Source organism: Streptomyces sp. NPDC048291, assembly GCF_043201715.1.
Classification (GTDB): domain Bacteria; phylum Actinomycetota; class Actinomycetes; order Streptomycetales; family Streptomycetaceae; genus Streptomyces.
In genome coordinates, this window is record NZ_JBICZC010000014.1 from 362,224 (window position 1) to 375,280 (window position 13,057).

General features: G+C 71.0%; 14 protein-coding genes. 5 read left to right on the forward strand and 9 right to left on the reverse strand.

Features of this window, described 5'->3' with window-relative positions; all coding sequences use genetic code 11:
* Positions 1-9: 9 nt before the first annotated feature.
* Positions 10-681, reverse strand: coding sequence for a TetR/AcrR family transcriptional regulator (locus ACGF5O_RS36145; protein ID WP_393814132.1), 672 nt, complete (start codon positions 679-681; stop codon positions 10-12).
* Between the two features lie 126 nt (positions 682-807).
* Here ACGF5O_RS36145 and ACGF5O_RS36150 point away from each other — a divergent pair, with 126 nt between their 5' ends.
* From ACGF5O_RS36150 to ACGF5O_RS36160, 3 genes are read left to right on the forward strand one after another with little or no spacing between them, the layout of a single operon-like run.
* Positions 808-1,809, forward strand: a complete 1,002-nt coding sequence (locus ACGF5O_RS36150; protein WP_393814133.1) for an acyl-CoA dehydrogenase family protein — start codon at positions 808-810, stop codon at positions 1,807-1,809.
* Positions 1,806-2,981, forward strand: coding sequence for an acyl-CoA dehydrogenase family protein (locus ACGF5O_RS36155; protein ID WP_393814134.1), 1,176 nt, complete (start codon positions 1,806-1,808; stop codon positions 2,979-2,981). Before ACGF5O_RS36150 ends, ACGF5O_RS36155 begins: the two co-directional genes overlap by 4 nt.
* 10 nt (positions 2,982-2,991) lie before the next feature.
* Positions 2,992-3,774: an enoyl-CoA hydratase gene (locus tag ACGF5O_RS36160; RefSeq protein WP_393814135.1), complete on the forward strand. Its 783-nt coding sequence runs from the start codon at positions 2,992-2,994 to the stop codon at positions 3,772-3,774.
* A 28-nt stretch (positions 3,775-3,802) separates the two neighbouring features.
* Here ACGF5O_RS36160 and ACGF5O_RS36165 read toward each other — a convergent pair whose 3' ends face one another.
* Both ACGF5O_RS36165 and ACGF5O_RS36170 read right to left on the reverse strand, forming a co-directional pair.
* Entirely contained in the window at positions 3,803-5,416 is a 1,614-nt protein-coding gene (locus ACGF5O_RS36165; RefSeq protein WP_393814136.1) for a GMC family oxidoreductase, read from the reverse strand.
* 24 nt (positions 5,417-5,440) lie between these two features.
* Positions 5,441-6,877 (reverse strand): aldehyde dehydrogenase, encoded by a 1,437-nt coding sequence (locus ACGF5O_RS36170; RefSeq protein ID WP_393814137.1) that lies wholly within the window; start codon positions 6,875-6,877, stop codon positions 5,441-5,443.
* 273 nt (positions 6,878-7,150) lie between these two features.
* Here ACGF5O_RS36170 and ACGF5O_RS36175 point away from each other — a divergent pair, with 273 nt between their 5' ends.
* Entirely contained in the window at positions 7,151-7,744 is a 594-nt protein-coding gene (locus ACGF5O_RS36175) for a TetR/AcrR family transcriptional regulator (protein ID WP_393814138.1), read from the forward strand.
* A gap of 3 nt (positions 7,745-7,747) precedes the next feature.
* On the opposite strand, the gene ACGF5O_RS36180 is transcribed toward ACGF5O_RS36175, so the two are convergent.
* Together ACGF5O_RS36180 and ACGF5O_RS36185 are read right to left on the reverse strand one after the other, a co-directional pair.
* A complete protein-coding gene (locus tag ACGF5O_RS36180; protein ID WP_393814139.1) occupies positions 7,748-8,215 on the reverse strand; it encodes a VOC family protein in 468 nt (155 codons plus the stop codon).
* A gap of 64 nt (positions 8,216-8,279) precedes the next feature.
* Entirely contained in the window at positions 8,280-9,125 is an 846-nt protein-coding gene (locus ACGF5O_RS36185) for a helix-turn-helix transcriptional regulator (protein ID WP_393814140.1), read from the reverse strand.
* 102 nt (positions 9,126-9,227) lie between these two features.
* On the opposite strand from ACGF5O_RS36185, the gene ACGF5O_RS36190 reads away from it, so the two are divergent.
* Positions 9,228-9,935, forward strand: a complete 708-nt coding sequence (locus ACGF5O_RS36190; RefSeq protein ID WP_393814141.1) for an SDR family oxidoreductase — start codon at positions 9,228-9,230, stop codon at positions 9,933-9,935.
* A 162-nt stretch (positions 9,936-10,097) separates the two neighbouring features.
* Here ACGF5O_RS36190 and ACGF5O_RS36195 read toward each other — a convergent pair whose 3' ends face one another.
* From ACGF5O_RS36195 to ACGF5O_RS36210, 4 genes are read right to left on the reverse strand one after another with little or no spacing between them, the layout of a single operon-like run.
* Entirely contained in the window at positions 10,098-10,865 is a 768-nt protein-coding gene (locus tag ACGF5O_RS36195; RefSeq protein ID WP_393814142.1) for an acyl-CoA dehydrogenase family protein, read from the reverse strand.
* A 2-nt stretch (positions 10,866-10,867) separates the two neighbouring features.
* Positions 10,868-11,977: an acyl-CoA dehydrogenase family protein gene (locus tag ACGF5O_RS36200; RefSeq protein WP_393814143.1), complete on the reverse strand. Its 1,110-nt coding sequence runs from the start codon at positions 11,975-11,977 to the stop codon at positions 10,868-10,870.
* Positions 11,974-12,399, reverse strand: coding sequence for a nuclear transport factor 2 family protein (locus ACGF5O_RS36205; RefSeq protein WP_393814144.1), 426 nt, complete (start codon positions 12,397-12,399; stop codon positions 11,974-11,976). Before ACGF5O_RS36205 ends, ACGF5O_RS36200 begins: the two co-directional genes overlap by 4 nt.
* Positions 12,389-12,961, reverse strand: a complete 573-nt coding sequence (locus tag ACGF5O_RS36210) for a carboxymuconolactone decarboxylase family protein (protein ID WP_393814145.1) — start codon at positions 12,959-12,961, stop codon at positions 12,389-12,391. Before ACGF5O_RS36210 ends, ACGF5O_RS36205 begins: the two co-directional genes overlap by 11 nt.
* Positions 12,962-13,057 lie beyond the last annotated feature (96 nt).

Below are 13,057 nucleotides of genomic sequence, written 5' to 3' on the forward strand. Positions count from 1 at the left end.
TCGCCCGGCTCAGTCGCTGGTGATCCCGTTGGCGCAGTAGTCCCAGATCTCGTCGGCGGTCAGCGGGTGGGCCGCGTCCTGGCCGCTCGACTGGGCGTTGAACATGACGGTCTGCATGGTCAGCGCCGCCACCCGCTTGGGCTTGAAGCCCTCGCGCAGCAGGTGGGCGTCCTCCAGCTCCTGCATCAGCTCGGTGAACAGCGTCAGCAGGGGTGCGTTCGCCACCCGCATCTCGGCCGGGTGGGAGACCAGCAGGCGCAGGGCGAAGTCGCTGAACAGCGGGCGCTGGCGGCCGGTCGGGTCGGGGCGCGAGCTCTCGAACAGCTCCTGGACGACCACCCTGAGCCGGTCCAGCGGGGCGGACTGCTCGGCCGCGATCGTCCGCAACTGGTCGGCTGACTTGCTCATCGCGTCCTCGAACAGGGCGAGCAGCAACTCGTGCTTGCCGTCGAAGTGCTGGTAGAAGCTGCGCAGCGACTGCTTGGACCGGTCGACGACCTCCTGCACGGTGAAGTCCGTCGTGCCCTTCTCCGCCATGATCGCCTGGGCCGCGTCGAGGAACCGCTCCACCCTCTGCTCCGCCCGGCGTTTCGCCGCCTGGGTGGAACGCTCGACCGCGCGCTGCTTCCAGGCCGGTTCCTCGGTCGGTGTGCTCACGGGCTGCTCCGCCTTCTGTGCCATGAGGAGAACATTACTGCAGCCCACCGACAAGCATCTGTATCCAGTCTGGACACCGTTGGAGATCTGGAGGAGACTTCGAGTTCCATCTGAAGAGAATCGCATTCTCATCGCCGGGAGGCCGTTCGGATGCTGTTCGAGTTCGACGCCGAGCAACGGCTGTGGCAGGACACCGTGCACAAGGCCGTCCTCAAGGAGTGCCCGCCCGCGCTGGTGCGGGCCGTCGTGGACGACGGCGCCGACCCGGCCCCGCTGTGGCGCGTGTACGCGGATCTCGGCTGGACCGAGCTGACCGACCCGGCCGACGCGGTCGAACTGGCGATCGTCCTGGAGGAGCTGGGCCGGGCCACCGACCCCACGCCCTACCTGGCGACGCTCACCCAATTCGCCCCGATCGCACCCGGGTTCGGCGACCCCGGCCAGTCCGGCACGGCCGTCTACGAAGGCGTCACCGCGCGGCCCGCGAACAGCGGCTGGGTCCTCGACGGCACCGCCCGCCACGTACTGGACGGCGACCGGGCCGACCGCTTCGCGGTGGTCACCGACGCGGGCGTCTTCGTCGTACCGGCCGCCGCGGCGACCGCCGTACGCACCCCGGTCCTCGACCCCGTCCTGCACCTCGCCGACGTCACCTTCGAGCGGGTCGGGGTGGGCGGAAGCGACCGTGGCGGGGCGGATCCGGACAGCGCCCGGGACATCGCGCTCACCGGCATGGCCCTGACCATGGTCGGCGCCTGCCGCCGCGCCCTCGACCTGGTGCTCGACCACGTGCGCGGCCGACGCCAGTTCGACGCGCCCATCGGCTCCTTCCAGGCCGTCCAGCACAAGGCGGCCGACATGCACGTGGCCGTCGAACGGGCCCGCGCCCTCGCCTACTTCGCCGCCCTCACCATCGCCGAGGACGACCCGCGCCGCCGCCTGGCCGCCTCGATGGCCAAGGCGTCGGCGGGGGAGTGCCAGGCCCTGGTGTTCCGCAACGCCGTGCAACTGTTCGGCGCGATGGGGCACACCTGGGAGAACGACCTGCAGTTCGCGGTCAAACGGGCCAAGGCGGGCGAGCTGATGCTGGGCGGGGCCGCCGAGCACCGGGCGTTCATCACCGAGCACTCGGTCGCCGAGGAGGTCGCATGAGACTCTCCTTCGACGCCGAAGTGGAGGCCTTCCGGGCCGAGTTCGTGGCCTTCCTGGAGGCGAACCTGCCGACCGAGGCCGAGGCCGCCGAACGCTCCCGCTCCACCGCGCACCTGCCCGAGTGGGCCAGACGCTGGCAGCGCCTCCAGTTCGACGAGGGCTGGCTGCTGCCCGGCAACCCGCCCGAGTACGGCGGTCGCAACGCCACCGTCGTCCAGCAGTACGTCCACCGGGAGGAGCTGTCCCGGCGCCGGATCTGCCACAGCTTCAACCCGCAGGGTGTCGGGATCATCGCCGCCTCCCTGCTCACCTTCGGCACCGAGGAGCAGAAACGGCGCTGGGCCGTGCCCATCCTGCGCGCCGAGCTCACCGCCGCGCTCGGCATGAGCGAGCCCGGCGCCGGCTCCGACCTCGCCTCCCTGCGCACCCGCGCCGACCTCGACGGCGACCACTTCACCGTCAACGGCCAGAAGGTCTGGACGTCCGGCGCCCACGACGCCGACGTACTCCTCGCCTTCGTCCGCACCGACCAGGACGCCCCCAAGCACAAGGGCATCAGCGTCCTGCTCGTCCCCACCGACACCCCCGGCGTGTCCCGCCGCCCCTTCGCCTCCTACACCAGCCCCGACGACCGGGACTTCAACGAGGTCTTCTTCGACGACGTCCGGGTCCCCGCCGAGAACCTCGTCGGCCCCCTCAACCAGGGCTGGCGGGTCGCGAACGGCTCCCTCGGGCACGAACGCACCCTGATGTGGCTGGGCGAGGCCGAGCGACTGGAGGCCGTCGTAAGGGACTTCCGGCCCACCGACGCCGTACAGCGGGACTGGTACGCCACCCTCGTCATGGACCTCCAGGCGCTACGGCTGCTCGGCTCGGCCGCACTCGCCCGCGCCGCCCGCGGCGAGCAGGACGTACCCGCGCTGTCCGTGCTGAAGGTGTTCGGCTCGGAGGCGGCCCAACACGCCCTGGAGCACGTCCTGGAGGCGAGCGGCTCCGACGGCCTGGACCATCCGGCGCGGACCGCGCCGTACTTCCACATGAGCTTCGACGACGACTCCGCCAGCTGGTTCAACCGCTTCGCCCGCAGCTTCGGCGGCACCATCGCCGGCGGCACGTCCGAGATCCAGCGCACGATCATCGCCGAGCGGGTGCTCGGTCTGCCCCGACGCTGAGGAGACGTCCGTGCACATCCTGTACGAGGTGAAGGACGGCATCGCCACCCTCACCCTCAACCGGCCCGAGGCCGCCAACGCCCAGAACGCCGCCCTCCTCGACGAACTCGACGCGGCCTGGACCCGGGCCGCCGAGGACCCGGACGTCAAGGTGATCGTGGTGCGCGCCGAGGGGAAGCACTTCTCCGCCGGGCACGACCTCAAGGACCGCTGGCCCGGCCCCGACGAGATCACCCTGGAGTGGATCTACCGGGCCGAGAACCGCCGCTACCTGGAGTACACGCTGCGCTGGCGAAACGTCCCCAAGCCGTCGATCGCCGCCGTACAGGGCCGCTGCATCGCCGGCGGGCTGATGCTGTGCTGGCCCTGCGACCTGATCGTGGCCGCCGAGGACGCCCTGTTCTCCGACCCGGTCGTCACCATGGGCATCGGCGGCGTCGAATACCACGGTCACACCTGGGAGTTGGGTCCGCGCAAGGCCAAGGAGATCCTTTTCACCGGCCGCCCGCTGACCGCCGAGGAGGCGGAGCGGGTCGGCATGGTCAACCGGGTCGTCCCGCGCGAGGAGTTGGACACGGCCACCCGGGAACTCGCCGAGCGGATCGCCGCGATGCCCGCCTTCGGGCTGCGCCAGGCCAAACGCGCCGTCAACCAGACCCTGGACGTCCAGGGCTTCTACGCGGCGATCCAGTCCGTCTTCGACATCCACCAGACCGGCCACGGCAACGCGCTCAGCGTCAGCGGCTATCCCATCCTGGCGAAGCTGGACGAGATGAAGGAGAAGCTGCGGTAGGGGTGCTATGGGGGTGGGGTGACAGGGATCAGTGGGGCTGCTCCGCGATCATCTCGGCCGCCTTTTCGGCGATCATGATGGTGGGCGCGTTGGTGTTCCCACTGGTCAGGGCCGGCATGACCGAGGCGTCGACGACACGGAGTCCCTCGACCCCGCAGACCTCCAGCTCCGGACTGACGACGGAGTCGTGTCCGGTTCCCATGGCGCAGGAGCCCACGGGGTGGTAGGCCGTGGCACTCCACCTGCGCACGTGCTCTTCGACAGCCGCGTCGCTCAGGTCGTCGAGACGGTCCAGGTCGTCACCGGCCGGGAGGTACGACCGCGCCAGGTAGTCGGCGAAGGGTGCGCAGTGGGCGATGCCCAGGACCGCTCTGAGTCCGGCGACCATGACCGACGTGTCCTCGGGCACGTCGAAGTACCGGGGATCGATCAGCGGTGGGGCCTGAGGATCGGCCGACGCGAGCCGGACGGTGCCGCGGGTCCGCGGGTGCAGGGGGACGCAGTTCACCGTGAACACGGGCCGGTCGGTTCCTTCCTCACCGCTGAGGATGAGTGCCGTGGCCCCGCCCATCAGCTGGACGTCAGGACCCTCCTGGCCGTCCGTGACGTCGAGGAACGCGCCGACCTCACCGTAGTTGGAGGCGAACGGGCCGTCGCCGTGAGCACGCCACCGTTCGAGGTTGTCCGGGGTGAGCAGGTCCCGGACGAGGTCGGTGGAGTTCCGGGTCTCCCACACCACGGGAGTCATCAAGTGGTCCTGGAGGTTGCGCCCGACCCCGGGCAGGGGGACCCGTACGTCCATCCCCACCTCGTGCAGCTCGTCGGGATCGCCGATGCCCGAAAGGAGCAGCAGCTGGGGCGAGTTGACGGCCCCGCCGCTGAGCAGAACCTCCCGGTCGGCGTGGGCCGTCCGCTCCTGTCCGTCCTGGAGGTAGGTGACGCCGGTCGCGCGTGGCCCGTCGAGCGTGATCCTGGTTGCCAGGGCGCCGGTGCGTACCGTGAGATTGGGTCGGCCGAGGGCCGGGTGCAGGTAGGCATCGGCCGTTGACCAGCGTCGCCCGTGATGGCAGGTCACCTGGTAGAGGCCGGCGCCGGCAGGAGACGCGCCCGCGAAGTCGTCGTTGCGGTCCAGTCCCCATGTCACGGCGGCCTCCAGCCAGGACTGGGAGAGTTCGTGGGTGTAGACGCGGTCCTCGACGTGCAGGGGGCCGTCCGAACCGTGGTAGGGCTCGCCCAGGCGGTTGTTCGACTCGGACTTCTTGAAGTAGGGCAGGACGTCGTCGTAGCCCCAGCCCTTCGCTCCGTGCTCGTCACGCCAGCTGTCGTAGTCGTGCCGGTTGCCCCGGGCGTAGATCATGACGTTGGTGGAGGACGAGCCGCCCAGTGTCCTGCCCCGGGGCCAGAAGAAGGTGCGCTCCGGCCGGGGCTGCTCGACCGTCCGGTAGCTCCAGTCGCTCTGCGAGCCGAAGAGCATGCCGAGCGCGGCCGGGATGTGGAGGAGTTCGTCGGTGTCGGGGCCGCCCGCTTCGAGGAGCAGCACGCGGACGCGGTCGTCGCGGCTCAGGCGGTCCGCGAGGACGCAACCAGCGCTGCCGGCGCCCACAATGACGTAGTCGAATCCTTCGGTTCCGGTGGAATTCATGGTGGTTCCCTCACCCCGCGGGCATCAGGGGTGGTAGATCGACTGGAATTGCTGGTAGGCGTGCAGCCCCTCGGGACCCAGTTCGCTGCCGAGTCCGCTGGCCTTCCTGCCCCCGTAGGGGGAGGCGAGGTCGGGCAGATAGCCGTTGAGCCCGACGGTGCCGGTCCGCAGTCGGCGGGCCACCCGGGCTCCGTGGTCCAGGTCCGAGGTCCACACGGTGCCGGCGAGGCCGTACTCCGACGCGTTCGCCAGGCGCACGGCCTCGTCCTCGCCGTCGTAGGGCGTGACCGTGAGGACCGGGCCGAAGATCTCCTCCTGCGCGACGATCGACGCGTTGTCCACGTCCGCGAACACGGTGGGTTCGACGAACCAGCCTCGGTCGAGGCCGGGCGGCCGGCCGCCTCCGGTGGTGAGCCGGGCCCCTTCGTTGAGGCCGGTCTTGACGTGGTGCAGGACCCGTTCGCGCTGGCGCTCGCTGACGAGCGGGCCGATCTCGGTGCCGGGGTCGAGCGCGTCACCGACGACAAGGCCACGGGCCATCGCCGTACAGAACTCGACCACCTCCCGGTACCTGCTTCGGGGGGCCAGGATCCTGGTGCTCGCGTAGCAGGTCTGACCGTTGTTGAGCAGAGTGGCCATGAAGAACTGCTGTGCGTTGGCGGCGAGATCGGCGTCGTCGAGGACGACGGCGGCGGAGCGGCCGCCCAGTTCCAGGGTCACCGGCCGAAGCAATTCGGCGCACGCGGCGGCCACGTGACGCCCCGCTCTGGTGGATCCGGTGAACGACACCTTGTCCACGCCGGGATGGGAGACCAGACACGCGCCGGTGTCACGGCCGCCCGGCACGATGTTGATCACGCCGTCGGGGATGCCCGCCTCCTCGACAGCCTCCGCCAGCAGCACCGAGTCGAGGACCGTCTCCGGAGCCGGCTTGAGGACGACCGCGCAACCGGCCGCCAGCGCCGGGGCCACCTTGAAGAAGGCGATGGTCTGCGGGAAGTTCCAGGTCATGATGGCGGCTACGACGCCCGCGGGTTCCCGGCGGACCAGGGTGGTGCCCCGGGGCAGTCCGGTGCGCAGTTCCTCGGGTGTCGTGCTGTCGGCCAGACCCGCGTAGTAGCGCAGCAGGGCCGACGGCACCACACCTTCGAAGGACCGGGCGACGGTGATCGGCATGCCGTTCTGCACACTGACGGCCGCGGACGTCGCCTCCTTCCTCGCGTCGAGCGCGGCCGCGAGACGGATCATGGCGGCGGCCCGTTGTCCGGAGCCCCAGGAGGCCCACCCGGCCGGTGCGTCGAACGCGGCACGAGCGGCTGCGACCGCCCGGTCGACGTCGTCCTGGGAACCGTCCGGCACGGCACCGAGATGATCGCCGGTACTCGCGGACGCGACGTTGATGTGACGGTCGCCGGACGCCTGTACCCAGCGTCCGCCGATGAAGAGATGGTTGGGATCCATGGTGAAATCTCCCCACGGGATGGCCTGGGGGCCACGACACTCCGTGGTGTTCGAAACGATTCCTGCGTAGTGGCCCGGCGCGGCGAACCTGCGGGTGGGCCACCTGTGCGACGCCCCTGGCGCCTGGAGGCGGCTCTGGGGTGCGCTTTCATGATTCACGACTGAGTACATGCGACATTACACCTATCTGGGGTAATCTGTCACCAGATGGGCGGACGGCGGGAGCCGTGAGCGGGACGCCTCAAGGAAAAGCCTCACGGAGAGGTGCACCTCATGAGGACATACGGCGGAGCCACGGGCGAGGAGCGCGTTGCGCTCCGCCGTCGGCGCCTCATGGAAAGCGGCCTCGAACTCTTCTCCAGCCGCGGATACGCCCACACCTCCATGCGCGCGGTACTCCGCCATGCCGAAGTGAAGGACAGGTACTTCGCGGAGAGCTTCACGTCCCTCGACGATCTGATGGCGGCGCTCATGAGGGACATCTACGAGGAGCAGATCACCCGGTGCGCCGAGGCGATCACCACGGACCAGCCGCTGCGCGACCGGGCTCGGAACGTGATCGACGCGGTTGTCGGGCTTTCTCTCGAAGACCCGAGAAAAGGGCGCGTCAAACTCACGGAATCCCTGGGGGCCGGTCCGCTCACGGCGCGCGAACGGCGGCTGGGCCTCCAACGCATGAGCGGTCTCGTGGAATCCCTCCTGAGGGAAGGGGTCCATGACTCCCGGATCGACCCCGCCACCCTGTCCGTGGCCGTCGTCGGCGCGGTCAGCGAAATGCTGCTGAGCTGGTTCAACGGAGAGCTGGCGATCTCACGGGAGGAACTGGTGGATCAGGGCCTCTTCCTTTTCGAGGCCATCACCCGGTAGCGCCTAGGAACCGGCACCGGGCAGCCTCTGGGAAAGCTCGATCATGTTGCCCCACGGGTCACGGAAGAACGCCAGCCGACGGCTGATGTCCTCGATCTCGAAAGGCTCACCGACAAGGTCGACGCCGCGGCGGGCGAGTTCCGCACGTGCTGCGTCGACATCGTCGACATGGACGCAGATGTGCTGGTAGCCGCCGTGCTGGAGGCTGACTCCCAGGTCGTCGAGGACCTCCTTCGGGAAGGGCACCGGTCCGGCCAGCAGCTCCACGTGGAAGGTCTCGTCGTTGGGCGGGCAGAGGTACGCGAGCTTCAGCTCACCGTAGGGCCACTCCTGGAGCACCCGGAAGTCCAGCTTCTCCGTGTACCAGGCCTTCGCCGCGTCGTAGTCGGGGACGCGGACACCCACATGGTGGCCGCCGAAGGACGCGAAGGGGCTCGACGGGTTCTTCGGCGGGTGGGGCGGCATGGGCATCGCGATCACTCCTGTCCTGCTGAACCGTCAGGGGATGGCACCGTCAGCGCGCGCAGGCGACGCCTCAGTGTTGCTCGGCCAGACTCTGCGTGCCGAGCACCGAGATCAGCGCCAGTTTCTCGGCGTCCTCGGTGCCGGGCTCGGCCGAGTACACGAGGATGTGCAGGTCGTGCTCCTCCACCCGGAGCTGGTCGCAGTCCAGGGTGAGCAGCCCCACCTGCGGGTGCTCGATGGTCTTGCGCGAGGCCTCGAGCCGGCCGACGACCCCCGCGTCCCACAGCTCGGCGAACCGCTCGCTCCCGGCACGCAACTCGGCGATCAGCCGCCGCAGTTGGCGGTCCCCGGGATAGCGGGCCGCCGTGGCCCGAAGCTCGGCGACCATGCCGGTCTCGAAGGCACGCCGCTCCTCCGGGGTGTGCCGCACCCGGGTCGGCCGGCCCAGGAAGTTCCGCCACACGCCGTTGCGCTGGAAGCCGCGCAGCTCGGACGGGTCACCCATCAGCGCCCCGTACATCGGGTTGGCCACCAGCAGCGTCATCGCCGCGTCGGAGACCGCAACCGGAGTGCCGGCCAGCCGGTCGAGGAGCCGCTGCACGCTGGGCGTGATGTACCCGGGCACCATGTCGGGACCCGGCGGCACCAGCCCCGCCACCCCGAACAGATACGTCCGCTCGTCGGCGGAGAGCCGCAGCGCCCGCGCCAGCGCCTCGACGACCTGCACGGACGGATTGGCCGCCCGGCCCTGTTCGAGGCGCGTCACGTAGTCGACCGAGATCCCGGCCAGCAGCGCCAGCTCCTCGCGCCGCAACCCGGCCGCGCGCCGCCGGCCGCCGGGCGGCAGCCCCGCCGCGTCCGGGGCGACGCGGTCCCGCCAGCGCCGCAGCGCCTGCCCGAGTTCCGTCGCCGTCATGCCCCCCAGTCAACACCGTCGGCCGCCGCCGTGCCTGGTACCGGCAGTCCCAGGAAGAAGGATCTGCTGGCTGACCCGGCGGGCGGGGCGCAGGGTGGGGACATGACGACAACACTGATCACCGGAGCCAACAAGGGCATCGGCTACGAAACCGCCCGCCAGCTCATCGCCGCAGGTCACACCGTGTACGTGGGGGCCAGGGACGCCGAGCGCGGACGCCTGGCCGCGGAGGAACTGGGCGCCCGGTTCGTCCTGCTCGACGTCACCGACGACGCCTCCGTCGAGGCCGCGGCCAAGACCGTCGCGGCCGACGGCGGACTCGACGTCCTGATCAACAACGCGGGGATCGAGAGCCGGACCCCGGACAACAGCGTGCCCACGGCCGAGACCGTCACCGCCGACCAGATGCGCACCACCTTCGAGACCAACGTCTTCGGCGTGGTCCGCGTCCTGCACGCCTTCGTGCCCCTGCTGCAGCGCTCGGCCGCGCCGGTCGTGGTCAACGTCAGCAGCGGTCTGGCCTCGCTGACGGCGCTCTCCGATCCCGACCACCCCGCGCACTTCTATCCGGGCATCGCCTACCCGACGTCCAAGACGGCCGTCAACATGCTCACCGTGCAGTTCGCCAAGGCGTTCCCGGCCCTGCGGATCAACTCCGTCGAGCCCGGCTTCACCAAGACGGACCTGAACGGCAACACGGGCACCCAGACCGTCGAGCAGGGCGCCGAGATCATCGTCCGGATGGCCCAGATCGGCCCGGACGGCCCGACCGGCGGCTACTTCGACGTCAACGGACGACTGCCCTGGTGAACCTCGACCGACCGGCGCGTGTGCTCCGGTGACTCGCGACTGGCCGGGGCGGGCGCTCCGGTGAACCGCGACCGACCGGGGCGCCCGCTCCGGGTGATCCGCGACCGTCCGGGGCGCCCGCTCCGGTGAACCGCGACCGACCCGGGCAGCCGCCCCGGTGAGTCACAGCTGAACCAGCCGGGGCGCGGTGCCGCGTGAGCGCACCAGCGCCCCGGCCTCACGTGTCAACTCGCGGGCGCTGCAAAGGAGTCCGTCCAGGACGACGGCCCGGCGGACGTGCCGGTGCAGCGGGTGCTCGGCGGTGAACCCGATCCCGCCCAGCACCTGCTGGCAGTGCCGGGCCGCGGTCAGCGCCGCCTGTCCGGCCGCCGCCTTGGCCAGCAGCGCACCCAGGTCGTCCTCGGCCGCCGCGAGGACGGCCTCGGCTCCCTCCAGCGCCACCATGGTCTCCGCGAGCCGGTGCCGTACCGCCTGGAACGCGGCGAGCGGGCGGCCGAACTGAACCCGGTCCAGGGCGTGCCCCCGGGCGAGCGCCAGCATGGCGTGGCCGGTGCCGAGCAGCCACCAGCCGACCGCCCGCCGGCCGGTGGCGAGCGCGATGGGATCGCCAGTGGGTGCCGCGACCGGCCGCAGGGGCAGCTCCTCGTCCAGACCGGCGCCCGGCACAGCGGCTCCGTACTCCCACACCACCCACCGGCCGCCCGCGTACGGCAGGGTCGCCGAACCCACCACGTCCGTCAGCGCCGAGGCGTGCGCCCCCGTCTCGCCCAGCAGCCGGAACACCGTCGCGACGGCCGGCCCCGGGAACTCGGCCAGCAGCTCGCGCCAGCCCAGCCCGGCCAGTGCCGCGTCCAGGGCCGGGCCCGGGGCGGTGGTCGTCATCGTCTTGCGGAGCGTCTGTGTCAGCAGCTCCAGCTCGGCGGGGTCCATCGTCACTCCCTCCCCAGGTCGAGCAGTCGGCGGGCGATGATGTTGCGCTGGATCTCGGCGGTGCCGCCGTAGAGGGTGGCCGCCTTCGCGTAGAGGTACTCCGACCGCCAGGGCGTCTCGGTCAGTTCCAGGACTCCGGGCAGCAAGTCCCTTACCATCTCGAAGAGTTGCTGCTCGGCGGTGGCCAGCAGCACTTTGTCGACCGAGGTCTCCGGGCCGAGCCGGGCGCCCGTGGCGAGCCGGTGCTGGGTGGCGTGGGAGCGGCAGCGGACGGTGTGCAGGGCGAGGTAGGCGGCGCCCAGGGCCGCGTCGTCCGCCGCGTCCGTGGCGTCGGTCTCGTCCAGGAGGCGGTCGAGGCGGGTGTAGAGGTGGGCGACCCGGTGCCAGAAGCAGGTGGAGCGCTCGTGCGGGAGCAGGTCCATGGCGAGCCGCCAGCCGTCGCCGGGGCGGCCCAGCATCCGGTCGGCGGGCACGACGACCTCGTCGAAGAAGACCTCGGCGAACTCGTCGACGCCGTGCATCGTGCGCAGGGGCCGCACGGTGATGCCGGGGGTGTCCATGTCGACGAAGAACGCGGTGATGCCGTCGTGGCCGGGGGCCGTGCGGGTGAGCAGGACGCAGCGTGCCGCGTACTGGGCGAGGCTCGTCCACACCTTCTGCCCGTTGATCACCCAGACGTCGTCCCGGGGGACCGCCCGGGTGGTCAGGGAGGCCAGGTCGCTGCCCGAGCCCGGCTCGGAGAAGCCCTGGCACCACTGCTCCCGGCCGCTCAGCAGCAACGGGACCATGTCCGAGGCCAGTTCGGGGCGGGCGTAGGAGACGAGGGTGGGGGTGAGGACCTCGACCATCGAGTAGATACCGGGCTCTGCGAGGCCGCGGGTGGCGACCTCCTCGCCGAGCACCGCCCGCAGGACCGCCGGTCCGCCGAGGCCGCCGACCTCCTCCGGCCAGCCGTACCGCATCCAGCCCGCGTCGAACAGGGCTCGGCGCACCCGCGCCAGCTGGGCGACCTGCGCGTCCAGGGAGTGGTCGGGGCCGGGCGTGAGGTCGTGCTCGTCCAGCCAGGCGCGCAGGGCGGTGCGGAACTCCGCCGCCGTGGTGAACGCGCTCATACGGCCGGGCGCCCGAACGCGTGCGGGCGCCCCGAGTCATGGGCGCCGCTGCGCCGGATGAAGGTCATGGCCCGGGTGCGCAGCCGCCAGCCGTCGGCGGTGCGGACGTAGGTGTCGTTGTAGTAGCCGATGCGCATGTCGTGCGTGGTGTGCTCGACGAAGCAGAGCGGCTGGGTGCCGGTCGCCGTGTCGCCCGACAGTTCGACGGCGGGCGTGCCGGTGAGGAAAAGCCCCTTGGGGGCCGCCGCGACGAGCGCGGGGAACTCCGCGAGGGGGTAGGTGTCGCCGAACGCGCTGTAGCTGCCGTCGGGGGTGAAGACCGCGAGCAGCCCGTCGAGGTCGCCTCGGGTGATGGTCACCGCGTAGCGGGCGAGGAGCTGCTGGATCTCGACGAGGTCGGCGGTGGTCGTGTCAGTGGTCACGGGCCCGCCTCCTTTCCGCACGCTCGCGCGCGTCGTGTTCGGGCCGGATGCCGAAGGTGTTGAAGGCCGTCGCCATGAGGGCGTACGTCCCGACGGTGAACACCAGGTCCATCAGCTGGCGTTCGTCGAGGTGCTCCGCGAGCGCGGCCCAGGTGCCGTCCGACATGTCCGAGCCGGTCTCCAGTTCGTCGACGGCCCGGAGCACCGTGCTCTCCAGCGGATCGTCCGCCTTGCCCTGCCCTGCGGCCTCGATCTCGGCCTCGGTGATGCCGCACTGCTGAGCGGCGAGGACATGATGGGCCCACTCGTACGCGCAGTCCCGGCGCCGCGCGACCCGCAGGACGACCAGCTCGCGCAGCCGGTCGGGGAGGGTGGAGCCGACCAGGAGGTAGGTGCTGTAGGGGAGGAAGGCCGCGGTCAGGTCGGGGTGGCGGACGAGCGTGGACATCGCGTTGCCGGCCGCCTCGGCGTTCCGCATGCGCCGGGGGAGCAGGGCGGCGAGCACCTCACGGGTCCGGTCGTCCCACTGGTCGTCCGGCAGCGGAGGCAGACGAGGCGGCATGCGGGCTCCCTCGGAGGACTCTTCCGAGAATGGGATTCTCGGATGCGAGTTTCAGATTTTCACCCGCGCCGCTGCGGCGTCAACCGTTGGGCGCGG